Annotated in this window: 15 protein-coding genes; 8 read left to right on the top strand and 7 right to left on the bottom strand. The window is 73.7% G+C overall.

Annotated features, from left to right (window positions below):
- The first annotated feature begins 64 nt into the window (after positions 1 to 64).
- Both ACGFRB_RS25215 and ACGFRB_RS25220 read left to right on the top strand, forming a co-directional pair.
- Positions 65 to 1,960, top strand: coding sequence for an amidohydrolase (locus tag ACGFRB_RS25215; protein WP_393246174.1), 1,896 nt, complete (start codon positions 65 to 67; stop codon positions 1,958 to 1,960).
- A 336-nt stretch (positions 1,961 to 2,296) separates the two neighbouring features.
- Positions 2,297 to 3,109, top strand: coding sequence for a histone-like nucleoid-structuring protein Lsr2 (locus ACGFRB_RS25220; RefSeq protein WP_393246175.1), 813 nt, complete (start codon positions 2,297 to 2,299; stop codon positions 3,107 to 3,109).
- Between the two features lie 107 nt (positions 3,110 to 3,216).
- On the opposite strand, the gene ACGFRB_RS25225 is transcribed toward ACGFRB_RS25220, so the two are convergent.
- Complete coding sequence (locus ACGFRB_RS25225; RefSeq protein ID WP_393246177.1) at positions 3,217 to 4,041, bottom strand: alpha/beta fold hydrolase; 825 nt, start codon at positions 4,039 to 4,041, stop codon at positions 3,217 to 3,219.
- A gap of 70 nt (positions 4,042 to 4,111) precedes the next feature.
- Positions 4,112 to 4,507, bottom strand: a complete 396-nt coding sequence (locus tag ACGFRB_RS25230) for a VOC family protein (RefSeq protein WP_363007130.1) — start codon at positions 4,505 to 4,507, stop codon at positions 4,112 to 4,114.
- 118 nt (positions 4,508 to 4,625) lie between these two features.
- Here ACGFRB_RS25230 and ACGFRB_RS25235 point away from each other — a divergent pair, with 118 nt between their 5' ends.
- From ACGFRB_RS25235 to ACGFRB_RS25260, 6 genes are all read left to right on the top strand, one after another.
- A complete protein-coding gene (locus tag ACGFRB_RS25235) occupies positions 4,626 to 5,405 on the top strand; it encodes a PIG-L deacetylase family protein (RefSeq protein ID WP_393246179.1) in 780 nt (259 codons plus the stop codon).
- 153 nt (positions 5,406 to 5,558) lie between these two features.
- Entirely contained in the window at positions 5,559 to 8,366 is a 2,808-nt protein-coding gene (locus ACGFRB_RS25240) for an ATP-binding protein (protein WP_393246181.1), read from the top strand.
- A gap of 320 nt (positions 8,367 to 8,686) precedes the next feature.
- The gene (locus ACGFRB_RS25245) at positions 8,687 to 9,145 is read left to right on the top strand and encodes a sigma factor (protein ID WP_393246183.1); all 459 of its coding nucleotides are present in this window, start codon (positions 8,687 to 8,689) and stop codon (positions 9,143 to 9,145) included.
- Positions 9,146 to 9,280: 135 nt separating this feature from the next.
- Positions 9,281 to 9,754 (top strand): carboxymuconolactone decarboxylase family protein, encoded by a 474-nt coding sequence (locus ACGFRB_RS25250; protein ID WP_393246185.1) that lies wholly within the window; start codon positions 9,281 to 9,283, stop codon positions 9,752 to 9,754.
- A 153-nt stretch (positions 9,755 to 9,907) separates the two neighbouring features.
- Positions 9,908 to 10,654, top strand: coding sequence for an SDR family oxidoreductase (locus ACGFRB_RS25255; RefSeq protein ID WP_393246186.1), 747 nt, complete (start codon positions 9,908 to 9,910; stop codon positions 10,652 to 10,654).
- Between the two features lie 289 nt (positions 10,655 to 10,943).
- On the top strand, positions 10,944 to 12,173 hold the full coding sequence (locus ACGFRB_RS25260; protein WP_393246188.1) for a cytochrome P450: 1,230 nt from the start codon (positions 10,944 to 10,946) through the stop codon (positions 12,171 to 12,173).
- A 158-nt stretch (positions 12,174 to 12,331) separates the two neighbouring features.
- On the opposite strand, the gene ACGFRB_RS25265 is transcribed toward ACGFRB_RS25260, so the two are convergent.
- From ACGFRB_RS25265 to ACGFRB_RS25285, 5 genes are all read right to left on the bottom strand, one after another.
- On the bottom strand, positions 12,332 to 12,640 hold the full coding sequence (locus ACGFRB_RS25265) for an immunity 53 family protein (protein ID WP_393246190.1): 309 nt from the start codon (positions 12,638 to 12,640) through the stop codon (positions 12,332 to 12,334).
- A gap of 129 nt (positions 12,641 to 12,769) precedes the next feature.
- Complete coding sequence (locus tag ACGFRB_RS25270) at positions 12,770 to 13,120, bottom strand: metalloregulator ArsR/SmtB family transcription factor (protein WP_361223689.1); 351 nt, start codon at positions 13,118 to 13,120, stop codon at positions 12,770 to 12,772.
- Between the two features lie 251 nt (positions 13,121 to 13,371).
- A complete protein-coding gene (locus ACGFRB_RS25275; protein ID WP_393246192.1) occupies positions 13,372 to 13,827 on the bottom strand; it encodes an ATP-binding protein in 456 nt (151 codons plus the stop codon).
- Positions 13,824 to 14,324, bottom strand: a complete 501-nt coding sequence (locus tag ACGFRB_RS25280) for a pyridoxamine 5'-phosphate oxidase family protein (protein WP_393246194.1) — start codon at positions 14,322 to 14,324, stop codon at positions 13,824 to 13,826. Before ACGFRB_RS25280 ends, ACGFRB_RS25275 begins: the two co-directional genes overlap by 4 nt.
- Complete coding sequence (locus ACGFRB_RS25285; protein WP_393246297.1) at positions 14,321 to 16,084, bottom strand: SulP family inorganic anion transporter; 1,764 nt, start codon at positions 16,082 to 16,084, stop codon at positions 14,321 to 14,323. Before ACGFRB_RS25285 ends, ACGFRB_RS25280 begins: the two co-directional genes overlap by 4 nt.
- Between the last annotated feature and the right edge of the window lie 318 nt (positions 16,085 to 16,402).

Genomic DNA, 16,402 nt, shown 5'->3' on the forward strand with positions numbered 1-16,402 from the left:
CCCGGGACGGACGCCGTCCCTCCCCCGTCTTCACCCTTCCTCACCACGATCGAAAGCGAGTGCCATGACCAGCATGCCCGTCGGCGGGATCGTCCCCGCCCTCGGCTCTCCGGACGGAGGCCCCGCCGATCTCGTTCTGCGCAACGGGAAGATCCACACCCAGGATCCGGCCCGGCCCGCCGCCTCCGCCCTCGCGATACGCGGCGGCCGGATCGCCGCCGTGGGCGACGACGCCGACATCGCCGGACTCGTCGGCCCCGGCACCCGGGTCGTCGACGCCCTCGGCCGCCGGGTCGTCCCCGGCCTGAACGACTCCCATCTGCACGTCATCCGCGGCGGTCTGAACTACGTACTGGAACTGCGCTGGGACGGCGTCCGCTCGCTGCGCCAGGCCCTGGCGATGCTGCGCGAGCAGGCCGGACGCACGCCCAAGGGCCAGTGGATCCGGGTCGTCGGCGGCTGGACGGCCGACCAGTTCGCCGAGCGGCGGCTGCCGACCCCCGCCGAACTGAACGCCGCGGCACCCGACACCCCCGTGTTCGTGCTGCACCTGTACCAGTCGGCGATCCTCAACCGGGCCGCCGTGCGGGCCGCCGGATTCACCCGGGACACCCCCGACCCGAAGGGCGGGCAGATCGTCCGGGACCGCGTCGGCGACCCCAACGGCCTACTGCTCGCCGCCCCCAGCGCGCTGATCCTCTACTCCACCCTCGCCAAGGCGCCCACGCTCGACGAGGCCGACAAGAAGATCTCCACCCGTCACTTCCTGCGCGAGCTGAACCGCTTCGGTCTGACCTCGGCGGTCGACGCGGCGGGCGGGTTCCAGAACTTCCCCGAGAACTACGCCACCGTCACCGAACTCGCCCGCGCCGGCGAACTCAGCGTGCGGATCGGCTATCACCTCTTCCCGCAGACCCCCGGCCAGGAGCTGGCGGACCTGCGCCGCTGGACGGAGACCGTACGGCCGGGCGACGGCGACGAGTGGCTGCGCCTCAACGGCGCCGGCGAGAACCTGACCTGGGCCGCCGCCGACTTCGAGAACTTCTCCGAGCCCCGCCCCGAACTCGCCGCCTACGAGAACGAGTTCGAGGAAGCGGTCCGTCTTCTGAGGGCGAACGGCTGGGGTTTCCGGCTGCACGCGACGTACGACGAGACCATCCGCCGCGACCTCGCCGTGTTCGAGAAGCTCGCCGCCGAGGGGCTGTTCCCGGGCGGCAACCGCTGGCTCTTCGACCACGCCGAGACCGTCTCGCGAGACAGCCTGGAGCGGATCGCCGCGCTCGGCGGCTCGATCGGTGTGCAGAACCGGATGTCCTTCCAGGGCCGGGCGTTCACCGAGCGGTACGGGGCCGAGGCCGCCGCGATGGCGCCGCCCGTCACGGACATGCTGAGCCTGGGGATCCCGGTCGGGGCCGGCACCGACGCTACCCGGGTCTCCTCGTACAACCCCTGGGTCGCCCTGCACTGGCTGGTCACCGGCCGGGTCATCGGCGGGCTGTCGCTCCGACCGGCCGACCGGCTCGTCTCCCGCGAGAAGGCCCTGGAGCTGTACACCCTGGGCGGGGCCCGCATCACGGGCGAGGAGGCGGACAAGGGCATCCTCGCCGAGGGCCGGTTCGCGGACTTCGCCGTCCTGTCCCACGACTATCTCACCGTGCCGGCCGAGGACATCCCGCACATCGAGTCCCTGCTGACGGTGGTCGGCGGCCGGATCGTGTACGCGCGGGACACCTACGAGGGCATGGACGAGACCGTGCCGGCCATCAGCCCCGCGTGGAGCCCGGTCGCACACTTCGGCGGCTACCAGGCGAGTGTCCCGCCGTCGTCGGGCGGCGCCCGGCAGGCCGATCTGCTGGTCGAGGCGGCCGCCGAGTCCGAGGAGCACCGCCGGTGGCGCGCCGCCCGAGGGCCGCTCCCCGAGCAGACGCCGGCGGTCTTCGACCCCTGCCTGGCGCCCTGATCCCGAGCGGGCCGGTGCCACTGGCGCCGGCCCGCGCCCTTGCACCCGCCCCTTTCCCGTACGCTGCCGCACCGCCCGCCCGGCGCTCCCCCTTACCGCATCCACATCCACAGGAGTCCCCTCCGGATTCCCCCGCCCCCGATCCCACCGCGCCGAAGTCCCCTCGCGCAGCGCAGCGCACCGCAAGGGGACTTCGCCATGGCCGGGCTGTGAGGGAGCCGATCCTTCGCGAAGTCGCGGAGGTATACGTTGCTGAACTCCCTTGCCGCTGCCGGGGAAGGCGTTCACGAAGACACTCCTCCGCCCTGTGTCAGTGGGTCCGCCCAGGGTCTGCTCATGAGTGATCAGGAGCAGCTTCTTCCTTCGGTGGACGGCTTCCCGCCCCGGAACTCCGGGCCGGGCTCACCCCGAGCCCGCGAGACGAGCAGCGTGCCGGCGCACAGGGTGGAGGTGGAGGACGTACGGCAGGCGTGGGGACGGATCACGGGATGGCTCCAACGACATGCCCCTGACGCCCTCAGTGGCCTCGGCGGCCCCGGGAACGCGGCGGCCATCGACGAAGCCGGGACTCGCATGGGCCTGAAGCCGCCCGCAGAGCTGCGGGAGTGGCTCTTGGCAATCGACGCCGACGCGCGCCAACTGCCTCTCATCACTCGCACTTGGGGGAACTCGGGGGCGCCGGACCTCCTCCCCGACGGGGAAGTCCTGCTCGGCCTCACCGGCATCGAGCGGGTCTACCTCCACATGGTGAACACGGCGGAGCGGGCACCGTCCGGCGACCCCGACCACCCGTTCTGGCGCCGGGAGTGGATCCCGATCTCGGCGGAGGCGGACGGCTTCCACGGGAGGTTCCTCGACACCCGCACCGGAAGCCTCGGGTCCTGGACCGAAGGTTCCTCCCCGGTGGAGAACACATACCCCTCGTTGTCCGCCTTCTTCCACGACGTGGCGGACCAGTTGGCGGGGATCCGGTACGACGGGGCGAGCGGGGGCGCCCGCCCTGGCTCTCCCGGCCGCCGGCTGACGGACGAGGGGACCGACGAGAGAACCGAGGCGATACGTCGCTGGGCCCGCGCGCAGGGGTACCTGATCAACGACCGCGGACGCGTCCCGTCGGCGATCCGCGAATCCTACGAGGCGTCACAGTGACCAGGGGGACGCCTCGGCCACCGAGCCCGGTGCATGCCGTCGGACTGCTTCGGCACGGATCCGGTCGCCGCGGCCCGTGGACCGGCGCGGTCACCGCCGCGGGGCCTCTACCCTCTGCCTGAATCCGGGCGGCCTCCCTCGTCGGAGCGCCGGAGAGCCTCCTCGTACAGCTCCTCCACCAGACGGGCGACGGTCTTGGGTACGCGCAGGGTCGGGTAGTGGTCCGAGGCCGCCAGGCGGACCAGGCGGCAGCCGGGGATCCGGGCGGCCGTCTCCTCGTTGCAGCGCACGATCTCGGGGCGGTCCCGCTCCCCCAGGGCGAGGAGCGTCGGCGCCGTGATCTCACCCAGCCGGTCGAAGGCGGGCGGGTCGGCGCGCTGATGGCCCACATTGGCGAACCAGGCGGGCCGGACGGCCCTGAACTGGGCCGCGGCGACCGGGTCGGACTCGGGCGTGCCGCCTCCGGCCCGCCCCCACATGCCGAGGCCGAACCGGACGATGCCCTCCATGTCGCCCGCCTCGGCGAGTCGCCCCACCTCCTCGTACAACGCCGACTCGTCGAGGTCGTAGCCGCTGACCCCGGGCACGAACAGCGCGAGGCCCGCCACCCGTTCCGGCGCGTCGAGGGTGAAGCTGAGCGCGGCGGCGCCACCCATGCTGGAGGCGACGAGGACCGCGCGGTCCAGGGCGAAGTGGTCGAGGACCGCGGCGAGATCGCCGGAGGGGGTGTACGAGGTGACGGGCGCGGGGGAACGGCCGTAGCCCCGGGCGTCGTACCGGATCACCCGGCGCCGGCCGCCGAGATCCTTGAGCACCGGGTCCCAGATCGTGGAGTCGCCGACCCCGGGGTGGAGCAGGACCAACGGCGGTCCGTCCCCTCCGGTGTCGTCCGCCCAGACCTCGCCGCCGTCGACTGGCACCATGGTTTCCATGGGCCCAGTGTCGCCGCTCGCGAGCGTGGCCGGCGGCAACGCGGTCGGCGGCCGTTCGGCCGTGTCGGTGTCAGGAAGCGGGGTGGCCGGCCAGGTCGGCTTCGCCGCGCAGGACGCAGAATTCATTGCCCTCGGGATCCGCGAGGACCGCCCAGCCCGAGCCGTCGGGGTTCCGGCGGTCGGCGAGCAGGGTGGCACCGAGGCCGAGCAGCCGGTCCACTTCCCCCTCGCGCGAGTCGTTGGGGCGCAGGCACAGGTGGATCCGGTTCTTCGCGGTCTTGACCGCCTCGGCCTCGGGTACCTGATGGAAGTACAGAACCAGTCCGCCCTCCAGGATCACCTGAGTCTCCCGGTCCCCCGGTTTGTCGTCCGGGTCCACCGGACGGCCCGTCACACCGCTCCAGAACCGGGCCAGCCCGTAGGCATCGGCACAGTCGACCGCCACATTGCGCACTACCGAATACATGCCCGCATCCTTCCTTGTCCTCCCCGCACGGGCCACCGTGTCCCTCGTCACCTCCGCCCCTCCCCTGCCCCCGGTTCTCCCACTCCGCCACTCCGCCACTCCGCCCAGGAGGATCACCTTGGCAACCCCGGACACACCACCGAGCCTGCTGGGCGTCTTCGCCCACCCCGACGACGAATCCCTGCTCGCCGGCGGGGTCCTCGCCCGGCACGCCGGTGCGGGCGCCCGCACCGGGGTCGTCACCGCCACCTGGGCCCCGGGCAGCCGCCGGATCCCCGAACTCACCGACGCGCTCGCCGTCCTGGGTGCGGGCGAACCCCGCCTGCTCGGCTACGCCGACGCCCGCAACCCCGCATCGGCGCCGGACGGTGCCGAGCGTCTCGTCGACGCGCCGCTCGACGAAGCGGTCGGCCGACTGGTCGCCCATATCCGCGAGTTCCGGCCGGACATCGTGCTCGCACACGACTGCGTGGGCCAGTTGACCGGACACCCGGACCATCGACGGGCCCACCAGATCACCTTGCTCGCCGTCGAGGCCGCGCCCGTCACGACGTTGTACCCGGAAGCGGGTGCTCCCTGGCGGCCCACGGCCCTGTACGCCGCCACGCATTCCGTCAGCGGGGCCGGACCACTCGGTGATCTGCTCCGCACGGTCGGGAAGGAGGTGCTCGCCGTGCCCGACGCGCTAGTGACCACAACCGTCGACGCCGGGCCGTGGACGGCGGTGAAGTGGCGGGCGATCCTCGCTCATCGGGGGGAGGTCGCCGCCGCCCGGCCCCTGCCCGGTCTGCTGGCCCGGCTGCCCCGGGCCGAACGGGAGGCGATCATCCGTCTCGAACAGTTCACCCGGCTCACCCCCGGCCCCGTACCGGCCGATCCGCATCGTCTCACCCGCTGAGACCCCACGCACCTCACCCATCCACCGGCCACCAAGGAGAATTGACCGCCCATCAGGCAAATGCGACGACAGCATCCGGGCACCCCGGCCGCACGTATGATGAGCCAGGCCCTACGCTCACGGGCCGACCCTTGACCTGCACGGTGGTGATGGATGGCGGGCGGCGCTCCCCGGGGCGGACTGCGTGGCCGGCGCGGCGAGTGCGGGGTACTGGATGAGCTGATCGCCGCCACCCGCGCGGGCCGGAGCCAGGTACTCGTCCTCCGGGGTGAGGCGGGCGTCGGCAAGTCCGCGCTGACGGAGTATCTGACGGAGCACACGGCTGGGCTCCGGACCCTGCGGGCCTGTGGTGTCGAGTCCGAGATGGAGCTGGCGTTCGCCGGGCTGCACCAGCTGTGCGCGCCGTTGTCGGGGTATCTCGACCGGCTTCCCGATCCCCAGCGCGAGGCGCTGGCCGTGGCGTTCGGTCTGCGGGCGGGTGGCGCGCCGGACCGGTTCCTGGTCGGGCTCGCGGTGCTCAGCCTGCTGGCGGAGGCCGCGGAGGAACAGCCGCTCGTCTGCGTCGTCGACGACGCGCAGTGGCTCGACCGGGTCTCGGCGCAAACCCTGGCGTTCGTGGCACGCCGGCTGCTCGCGGAGCGGGTGGCACTGGTGTGCGCCATACGGACGCCACTCCCCGCACCCACACCCACACCCACACCCACCACGATCACCGACCCCGACGATGATCCATGGACGGGGCTGCGGGAGCTCACGGTTTTGGGGCTGCGGGACGACGACGCCGCCGGGCTGCTGGAGTCGGTGGTTCCGGGGCGGCTGGACGAGCGGGTCCGTGACCGGATCGTCGCCGAGACCCGCGGCAATCCGCTCGCTCTGCTGGAACTGACGCGAGGCCTGAGCGCGGCGGAGCTGGCCGGCGGGTTCGGCCGGCCGGACGCGCTGCCGCTGGCGAGCCGGATCGAGCAGAGTTACGTACGGCGGATCACGGCACTTCCGGACCCGGCACGGCGGCTCCTGCTCACGGCGGCCGCCGAACCGGTGGGGGACGTGCCCTTGCTGTGGCGGGCCGCCGAACGGCTCGGCATCGGTACGGACGCGGCGGGCACGGCGGAGGCCGCGGGGCTGATCGAGTTCGGCGCCCGGGTGCGGTTCCGCCATCCGCTGGTGCGCTCGGCGGCCTACCGGGCGGCCGATCCGGCGGTACGCCGGGAGGCGCACCGGGCGCTGGCGGAGGCGACCGACCCCGAGACCGACTCGGATCGCCGGGCCTGGCACCGGGCGCACGCGGCAGTCGAGCCCGACGAGACACTGGCGGTTGAGCTGGAGCGGTCGGCGAGCCGGGCCGAGGCCCGTGGCGGAATCGCGGCGGCGGCCGCGTTCCTGCGCCGGGCGGCCGAGCTCACGCCCGACACGGCGGCGCGGGGCGCGCGGGCGGCGGCCGCGGCGCAGGCCGTGTTCGAGGCCGGGGCACCCGACAAGGCGCTCGGTCTGCTGGCCGCCGCGGAGCTGAGCCCGCTGGACAAGGCCCGCCAGGCGCGGCTGGCCCGGTTGCGGGCCCGGATCGTGTTCGCGCGGCGGCGCGGCGGGGAGGCACTACCGCTGCTGCTCGACGCGGCCGGGCGGCTGGCCCGGGTGGGTGACGGGGAGGCCCGGGAGGCGTATCTCGACGCGATCGGCGCGGCGGTCTTCGCCGGCCGTCTCCACGACATCCCGGTGCGGGAGGTGGCGAAGGCCGCCCGCTCGGCGCCGTGCGGGCCGCGTCCGGCGCGGCCGGCGGACCTTCTGCTCGACGGTCTTGCGCTGTGGTTCGCCGAGGGCTGTGCCGAGGGCGCGCCGCTGGTGGAGTCCGCGCTGCGGGCGTTTGGGCAGGCCGCCGGCCGGGAGGGGGACGCCGACGTCATGCGGTGGCTCTGGCTGACGTGGCTGGTCGCGGGCGATCTGTGGGACGACGGGACCTGGGACGTCCTGACGACCCGCGCGGTCCGGTCGGCCCGCGCGACTGGCGCGCTCAACTTCCTCCCGCTGGCGCTCGGTTACCGGGCCGCGATGCACGTACACGCGGGTGAGTTCGCGCTCGCCGAGGCACTGGTCGACGAGTCTGCGGCCCTCACGGAGGCGACCGGCCACTCGCCCATGGAGTACCCCCTGTTGCTGCTCACGGCCTGGCGCGGCGAGGACCCCCGGGCCGCGGAGCTGATCGAGAGCGCCACCAGGCACGCGACCACCTGGGGCGAGGGGCGGGCCATCGGCCTCCAGCACTATCTGCTCGCGATCCTGCACAACGGCCTTGGCCGGTACCAGGACGCCCTGGCCCACGCGGGACACGCGGTGGAGCACGAGGACCTGTCCGTCACCGGCTTCGCCCTCGCCGAACTGGTCGAGGCGGGCACCCGCGCGGATGCCCCCGAACCGGCCGAGGCGGCCCTGCGGCGCCTTGAGGAACGCGCCCGTGTCGCCGGTACGGACTGGGCCCTCGGCATGCTGGCCCGGTCGGCGGCTCTCCTGAGCGAGGGCCCGGACGCCGACCGGCGCTACCGCGAGGCCCTAGACCACCTCGGGCGCGGCCGGATCGCCGTCCATCTCGCCCGTACGCACCTGGTGTACGGCGAATGGCTGCGCCGCGAGAACCGGCGCACCGACGCGCGGGAGCATCTGCGGACCGCCTACGAGTCGCTGCGGGGCTTCGGGGCGAAGGCGTTCGCCGAGCGGGCCCGCCGTGAACTCCTGGCCACCGGTGAGACCCCTCGGCACGGTCCGGCCTGGGCGCGCGACCCGCGCGAGGCGCTGACCGCGCAGGAGGCGCAGATCGCCCGGCTGGCCGCCGACGGGATGACGAACGCGGAGATCGGTGCCGAGCTGTTCATCAGCCCTCGCACCGTCGAGTGGCATCTGCGCAAGGTCTTCACGAAGCTCGGTGTCGGCTCGCGGAACAAGCTGCGCGCGGCGCTGGCCCGTACCTGACGCTCTCCCGCGCCCCGCCCGGGCCTGTGCCCGGGTCCGTGCCCGGGTTCGTGCCCGGGTTCGTGCCCGGGTTCGTGCCCGGGTTCGTGCCCATTCGGCGCTCTTCGCGCCGCACGCTCGTCGCCGCGTGCTCCGCGCTTCGCACCCGTTCACCGCTTGCCGCTCGCCGTGCCCCGCTCGCCGACGGCCGGTGCGGACCCGGGCCGGGCTCACCCGGATGGACCAGGGGGTGGGCCAGGGTTTTCCCGGGCGCGAAGGACCCGGGCCGGGCGGGAGTGTGGACGTACGGGCATCGCCGGATGCCCCGTGCGAACGGAGTCGTGACCGTGCCCCCGAAGCCGCTGAAGTCACCGGCCTGGCCGATGTCCTCAGAGCCGCCCGCCGACCGCCCGGCACCGCCACCGGCGGGCTCCCTCGACGAGGCGGCCACCGTCTTCACCGGGCCGCGTCCCCGCCTCTTCGGCATCGCGTACCGGGTGCTGGGCGGCACCGCCGAAGCCGAGGACATCCTCCGGGACGTGTGGGTGCGCCGGCAGCGGACCGACCGTTCGACGGCGGCCAGTCCCGCCGCCTTCCTGTCCCTCGCGACCACCCGGCCGGCCCTCGACGCGCCCCGGTCCGCCCGGTTCCGCCGGGGGCACCCGCTCGTCCCCGGGCTGCCGGACTCCATGGCCGCTGCCACGGCCACGGCTGCGGACCGAGCCGCGGGAGCCTGCCGACACGGGCGAACACCACCGGCGCCGGGCGGCCTTCGTCGCGACGCGACGTCACCTCTCTGACCAGCACCGCCACACACGCACGTGCGTGCGCACGCACCGAAACACCTCACACACCGACACGGCCCGCCCTCCCCCGTCCCACCGGCTCCATCCCGCCGGCAGGGCGAGCCCGTACGAGAGCAAGGAACACACGTCATGGACGCACGTCTCGATTTCTTCGGCAACCCGCTCGCCGCCAAGGTTCTCCGGCACATCAATTCGGCCTCCAAGGTGGTGTCGGACTCGACGCTGCCGCAGGCGACGCAGGAGTTGGTGAAGATCCGCGCGAGCCAGATCAACGGCTGCGGCTTCTGCACCGACATGCACACCAAGGACGCCGCCCACGCCGGAGAGACCGTCCAGCGGCTCCACATGGTCGCGGCCTGGCGCGAGGCCACGGTCTTCACCGACGCCGAGCGCGCCGCACTGGAGCTGGCGGAGCAGGGGACGCGGATCGCCGACGCCGCCGGCGGGGTCGGCGACGAGGCCTGGGCGAACGCCGCGAAGTACTACGACGAGGACCAGCTGGCCGCGCTGGTCTCCCTCATCGCCGTCATCAACGCGTACAACCGGATCAACGTCGTCATCCGCCAGCCCGCCGGGGACTACCAGCCCGGCATGTTCGGCTGAGACCCCGCCCCCGGCCGCACCTGCCCGCCCGCCGGGCCCGGTACGCGGCCGGCCGGGCAGGCGGGCGGGCGCGATCCGCGCACACCAGGCACCAGAGCACCGGCGGACGGACGCCGGAGAAACACTGTCATCCCCCGAGAAAGGATTCTCCTCATGAAGGTCGTCGTCATCGGTGGCACCGGGCTCATCGGCTCGCAACTCGTCACCAGACTCGGCGAGCAGGGCCATCAGGCGGTGGCCGCCTCTCCCCGGACCGGCGTCGACACGCTGACGGGCAAGGGGCTGGCCGAGGCCCTGGAGGGAGCGTCGGTCGTGGTCGACGTGTCGAACTCCCCCTCGTTCGCGGACGACGCCGTCATGGACTTCTTCCGCACCTCGACCGCGAACCTGCTCTCCGCCGGGGCGGACGCCGGTGTGACCCACCATGTCGCGCTCTCCGTGGTCGGCACCGAACGGCTCCAGGAGAGCGGCTACTTCCGGGCCAAGCAGGCCCAGGAGGAACTGATCGGGGCCTCTGGGCTGCCGTACTCGATCGTCCACGCCACACAGTTCTTCGAGTTCGTACGGGGCATCGCCGATTCGGCGACCGACGGCGGCTCCGTCCGGCTGCCGTCCGCGAGGGTCCAGCCCCTTTATTCCGGCGACGTGGTGGACGCGGTGGGCCGTACGGCCGTCGGCTCCCCCGTCGGCGGAGTGCTGGAGGTGGCCGGGCCCGACACCTTCCACCTGGACGAACTCGTCCGCGTGGGGCTCGCCGCCGGAAACGACCCGCGGACGGTCGTGACGGACCCCCACGCCACGTACTTCGGTGCCGGGCTGCGGGAGACCACCCTGCTGCCCGGCCCCGGCGCGCACATCACCACGACCCGCTTCGCCGACTGGCTCGCGCGGCAGAGCTGAACCGTCCGGCGCTTCCCCGGCATCGATCGCAGGGTCGGTCGCCGGGGTCCGTCGTCCCGTGTGCGGCCGGAAACAGACTCCACCGGCTCCGCGCACACGTACATATGCACGCCCGCACACCCGCACAGGCATCCGCATTCCATCCGTGTCACGGATCTTCCGGTTGCCCGGTCAGTCGCACGGAGGGAGCGGTACGGTCCGGGCCCGGCGGCCCACGCGGCCTCCGGGGCCCGGACCGTACCGCTCCCTCCGACAACCTCCGCCACCCTTGTGAGACAGGAACTTGGACATGCGTGACGAACAGCCCTTCGCCCTCGACCCCACCAGCGCCGACCACCACGCCGAGGACCGCGCGCTGCGCGCCCGCGGCGCGGCGACGCCGGTGGACATACTCGGGGTGACCGCGTGGTCCGTCTCCGACCCCGCCCTGCTGAAGCGCCTGCTGACCCGCCCTTACGTCTCCAAGGACGCCCGGGCGCACTGGCCGGCCTTCGCCGAGACGGTCGCCACCTGGCCGCTCGCGCTCTGGGTGGCGGTCGACAACATGTTCACCGCCTACGGTGGCGACCACCGCCGGCTGCGCCGCCTCATCGCCCCCGCCCTCTCCCCTCGCCGGGTCGCCGACCTGGCCCCGGTCGTCGAGGAGCTCGTGACCGGCCTCCTCGACGAGTTGGACGACCTGCCGGCCGCCGAGACGGTCGATCTGCGGGAACGGCTGGCGTATCCGCTGCCGATCGCGGTCATCGGCCGGATGCTGGGGCTCACCTCCGCCCAGTTGAGCGGGCTGCGTTCGGTGGTGGACCGGGTCTTTGCCACCACCCTGACCACCGACGAGGCCGCGGAGAACACCGCCACCCTGTACCGGCTGCTCGACGAGCTGATCGCCGCGAAGCGTGCCTCCCCCGGCGACGACATGACGTCGTTCCTCATCGCGACCCGCGACGAGGAAGGCGACGGCGGCGCCCTCAGCGAGTCCGAACTGCGCGGCACACTCGTCCTGATGATCAGCGCCGGCTACGAGACGACCGTCAACGTCGTCGACCAGGCGATCACGTCGCTGCTGACCGACCCGGAGCAGCGGGCCCACGTGCGCGCGGGACGGTGCGACTGGAACGACATCGTCGAGGAGACTCTCCGCTTCGAGCCGTCCCTCAAACATCTGCCGCTACGGGTCGCGCTCCAGGACATCCCGCTGCCCGACGGGCGGACCATCCGGGCCGGGGAGGCGATCCTGCCGTCGTACGCCGCCGCCAACCGCCACCCGGACTGGCACGGCGAGGACGCCGACCGCTTCGACGCGACCCGGACCTCCAAGGAGCATCTGGCGTTCGGGCACGGCGTCCACTTCTGCCTCGGCGCGCCGCTCGCCCGCCTCGAAGTCGCCACCGTCCTGCGCGCGTTGTTCGATCGCTTCCCTCACATCAGGCTCGCCGTACCGGCCGACGAGCTGCGGCCACTGCCCTCTCTCATCAGCAATGGGCATGTCGCGCTGCCGGTCCGGCTGGGGCCTGCGGCCTGACGATCACGGCCAAGGGACTCCGGCTCCGGCCAGGAGCCCCGAGGTGCCGGGGCGGGGGGACTTCGAGGAGGGAAGCAGGCACGCCCGGCCCCGCGCCTCCACGCCCGGCCGGACCGGTCACGCCGTACGCGGCGCACCCGGGGTGGTGGCGAGAGGGCTCACTCGGGGCTCCCGGCCACCCAGGCGCGGAACAGCCCCAGCGACTCGATCAGGTTGCCGGGCCCGCAGGAGACCTTGAACCGGCCGTCGGCGGTCCAGGCGATGATCCAGTCGCGCTCGCCCCGGCGGATCTCCCGCCGGGGCATCTCCCGGTCCGCCACATCCGTCTCGTCGAGGTCGATCGAGACCGTCCAGCCCGGGTTGTCGAGCGTCGCGATCCGCACGCCCCACTCGTGTTCCCAGTCGCCGTCACACTGTGCGGTGTACCAGCTCTGCAGCCACTCGAGCTCGTTCAAGGATTCGATCACGCCAAGGAGTATGGCCGAGCGTGTCGGACCGACAAAGACCGGACCGACAAAGAGGTGGCCGCCCCCGCCGCACCAACGCTGTCCATCGTCGTGCGGCAAGAGGCGGCCACCCGTCTTTCGTGGGCGCGCTCAGTCCGGCGGCGCCGTATCCGAAGTGGTCGCGCGCAGGTCGGCGAGGAGTTCCGCCTGGCCCGCGAGGACGCCGGAGAGGATGGAGCGCGCGACGGCGAGCAGTTCCGCCACCTGGGGATCGGTCAGGGTGTAGTAGACGGTCGAGCCCTCGCGGCGGGCGACGACCAGGTTCGACCGGCGCAGGACCGCCAGTTGCTGCGAGAGGTGCGCGGGCTCGACCCCGACCTCGGCGAGCATCTCCGAGACGGCGTGTTCCCGCCGGCTCAGCAGTTCCAGGACCCGGATGCGCACGGGATGGCCGAGCGTCTTGAAGAACTCGGCTTTCAGCTGGTAGAGCGGCGCGCTCAACGGCCCCACCGCCGGGCCGGCCGGTCCGCGGGAAACGCCGTCGCCGGTGCGCCGGCCGTCCGCCCGCACTGCCACCGTGTCCATCGCGTCCCCCGTGTCCCTCGCGACTTCCGCGCCTCTCGCGTCCATCCCGCACTCATCGTCATGGCCCTATCCTCGCGTCTCCGGGGCGGCGGCATCACCTCGACCCCACCCCAGTGCGCCGGCCGCGCCGTGGGCAGGGCCGTGTCGCCGGACGGATCCGGCGTCCTTCACCGGGGCAGGGTGATCCATACGCTCTTTCCCTCTCCGTCCGCGTCCCGGCGCACCGCGCCCGTACCGCCGGATCCGGCCATCACCTCGGCGATGACGGAGAGCCCGCCTCCGCCACTGCCGGAGGCGGCGGAGGCGGGGACGCCCGGGTGATCGGGGACGCCCGGATGGTCGGGGTGCCGGTCGTGTACGGCGAAGCCGAGCGCCGTCGCGCCGGCGGCGAAGGTGACGGTGAGGCTGGGCGAGCGGGGTGCGGCGTGCCGGACGCTGTTGGTGACGAGTTCGCTGAGGATCAGCAGCGCCGGGCCCATGACGGGGTGGGCGCGGCCGATCCCCCACTCGGCGAAGGTCATCTCCGCCGTCTCGCGCACCACCCGTACCGCCGCCGGCAGGGTCGGAACCGTCAGGACGTGCCGCAGGGGCAGGGCCGGCTCGGCCCGGACGGCCGGGGTCACGGCGTCGCCGCCGCGCCGAGCCGGTAGCCGGTGACGGTCTGCGGGGTGATCCGCAGCAGGGTGTCGTGCGGTCCGTACGTCCAGCCGGGCAGGGTGCGCCGGTAGTGCGCGGCCTCGGCGGCGTCGTCGACCGGTTCGGCCGGTCCGGTGACGGTCACGCTCCACCCGGCCCCAGCTCCGGCCCCGACCCCGGCCCCGGCCTCGGGCCCGGCCCCGGCCTCGGGCCCAACCCCCGCCCCCGCGACCGCGCCGGTACTGATCTCGTCGGCGTGGTACGTGAGGGTGGGCCGTCCGGTGAGCGCGTCGGCCTGGACGGGGGCGCGGACGACGAGCCGGCCGTAGGCGAGGACGTGGACGGCGGGGCGCACGAGAATCTGTTCGCGGCGGGCGTGCACGAGGCGGCCCCGTGCCGCGCCGCCGAGGAGCCACAGCGCCTCGGCGCCGGTGACCTCGGTCATCCGGCGGGGGGCCGCGGGCCAGGGGGTCGGGGTCGTCATGAAGGGGTCCTTCCCGCGTGCGCGGTCCGCCCGGCCGAGGAGCCGGCGGGCTGTACGGGCACGGTCGTCGCGGCGGCCGGTACGGCGGTCGCCTGGGGCACGGCGGTCACCTCGGATACGGCGGTCTCTTCGACTACGGCGGTCCCGCCGGGGAGGATCCCGGCGCCCTGGAGACGGGCGCGGGCGCCGGCGATGGCCTCCGGGGTGGTGGCGTACTCCCGTCCGTCGGGCCGCAGCAGTTCCAGCGCGCCGACGGAGTCGAGGGCGCGGCGCTGCTCCGGCCGGATCCCGGAGGCCAGGACGGTGATGCCGCGCCGGTTCAGTTTCTCCACGGTGCCCTTGAGGACGAGGGCGCCGGTGGCGTCGACCGTGGTGACGCGGGACATCCGCAGGATCACCACGCGGACGTCAGCCACCTCGGCGAGTTCGAGGAGGAAGCGGTGGGCCGCGGCGAAGAACAGCGGGCCGTCGATGCGGTACGCGACGATGTGCTCGGCGAGCAGGGCGTGTTCCTCGGCGCTGTGCTCGCCCGGCAGATCGGCGCGGAAGTCGACCTCCGCGAGGCGGGCCTGCGCGGCCACGGCCCGCAGGGCGAGGGTGCCGGCCACCAGGAGGCCGATGATCACCGCGTACACGAGGTCGAGCGCGAGGGTCGCGACGGCGGTGAGGACGAGGACGACGGCGTCGGACCGGGTGGCCTTGGCCATCGCGCGCAGCGAGCCGACCTCCACCATGCGGACGGCGGTGGCGATCAGGACGCCGGCGAGCGCGGCGAGCGGGATCTTCGAGACGAGCGGGGCGGCCGCGAAGACGATCACCGCGAGGACGGCCGCGTGGGTGAGGGCGGCGAGCCGGGACGAGGCACCGCTGCGCACGTTGACCGCGGTACGGGCGATGGCGCCGGTGGCGGGGACGCCACCGAACAGCGGGGCGACCAGGTTGGCCAGGCCCTGACCGAACAGCTCGCGGTCGGGGTCGTGCTTCTGGCCGACGGTCATCTGGTCGGCGACCTGCGCCGAAAGCAGCGATTCCAGGGCGGCGAGCGCGGCGACCGCCACGGCGGGGGCGAGCAGCGAACCGAGCTGGGAGAGGTCGACGAAGCCCAGGGACGGCGCGGGCAGTCCGGCGGGCAGGTCGCCGATGGGGGCCGCGGCGTCGAGGTGGAGGACCTGGGTGGCGACGGTGGCGCCGGCCACCGCGACGAGGGAGAAGGGGATGCCCGGCCGCCATCGGGCGCCGGCCAGCATGAGGGCCGCGACGCCGAGGGCGAGGGCGACGGCGGTCCAGTTCGGGTGCTGGACGAACGCGCGGACGGCGTTCCAGCCGACCTCGAGGACCCGGTCGCCCTCGGGCTTCGGGACGCCGAGGGCGTTCGGGACCTGCTGGAGGCCGATGACGAGCGCGATGCCGAGGGTGAAGCCCTCCACGACGGAGGCCGGGATGTAGGCCATGTACCGGCCCGCGCGGAGGACGGCGAGGCCGATCACGAGTGCGCCGGCGATGAGCCCGACGGTGAGGACACCGCCGGGGCCGTGCCGCGCCACGATCGGAACGAGGACGACGGTCATCGCGCCGGTCGGCCCGGACACCTGGAGGTTCGAGCCGCCGAACAGGGCGGCGAGCGCTCCGGCCACCACCGCGGTCGCGAGACCCGCCTCGGCGCCGAGACCGGAGGAGACCCCGAATCCGAGCGCGAGCGGCAGCGCGACCACGGCCACGGTCAGACCGGCGAGCAGATCGCGGCGGGGGTTGCGGGCCATGGCCGCGAAGTCGGCGCGGACCGGGAGGAGGGCCCGCAGCCGGCGGAGCGGCGACAACGCCGACGACGACGCCGCCGAGGAAGCCGGCTGAGGCGGGGGCAGCGGGCTCATCGGGCCGCGCCCTGACGGGCGGACGGTCCGGCGATGCCCGGGAGCGGCTCGCGGACCGCCGCGGGCCTGTTCTGTCGCGGCTGGGGCGCCCGGACGCCGGCCGGGTGGCCCGGCGTCCAAAAGCGCTCGCCGCGCGCCTCGTACAGCGGAACCGGCACGGCCTTCGGACTCCTCACCCCCCGCGCGGGCGGGGCCTGGATCGAGGTT

Origin of the sequence: Streptomyces sp. NPDC048718, from assembly GCF_043198875.1 — a bacterium.
Taxonomy (GTDB): domain Bacteria; phylum Actinomycetota; class Actinomycetes; order Streptomycetales; family Streptomycetaceae; genus Streptomyces.

Excerpts from the sequence above, each read along its gene's own strand:
- ACGFRB_RS25215 (WP_393246174.1), top strand. The coding sequence starts at position 65 with ATGACCAGCATGCCCGTCGGCGGGATCGTCCCCGCCCTCGGCTCTCCG.
- ACGFRB_RS25220 (WP_393246175.1), top strand. The coding sequence starts at position 2,297 with ATGAGTGATCAGGAGCAGCTTCTTCCTTCGGTGGACGGCTTCCCGCCC.
- ACGFRB_RS25225 (WP_393246177.1), bottom strand. The coding sequence starts at position 4,041 with ATGGAAACCATGGTGCCAGTCGACGGCGGCGAGGTCTGGGCGGACGAC.
- ACGFRB_RS25230 (WP_363007130.1), bottom strand. The coding sequence starts at position 4,507 with ATGTATTCGGTAGTGCGCAATGTGGCGGTCGACTGTGCCGATGCCTAC.
- ACGFRB_RS25240 (WP_393246181.1), top strand. The coding sequence starts at position 5,559 with ATGGCGGGCGGCGCTCCCCGGGGCGGACTGCGTGGCCGGCGCGGCGAG.
- ACGFRB_RS25250 (WP_393246185.1), top strand. The coding sequence starts at position 9,281 with ATGGACGCACGTCTCGATTTCTTCGGCAACCCGCTCGCCGCCAAGGTT.
- ACGFRB_RS25255 (WP_393246186.1), top strand. The coding sequence starts at position 9,908 with ATGAAGGTCGTCGTCATCGGTGGCACCGGGCTCATCGGCTCGCAACTC.
- ACGFRB_RS25260 (WP_393246188.1), top strand. The coding sequence starts at position 10,944 with ATGCGTGACGAACAGCCCTTCGCCCTCGACCCCACCAGCGCCGACCAC.
- ACGFRB_RS25280 (WP_393246194.1), bottom strand. The coding sequence starts at position 14,324 with ATGACGACCCCGACCCCCTGGCCCGCGGCCCCCCGCCGGATGACCGAG.
- ACGFRB_RS25285 (WP_393246297.1), bottom strand. The coding sequence starts at position 16,084 with ATGGCCCGCAACCCCCGCCGCGATCTGCTCGCCGGTCTGACCGTGGCC.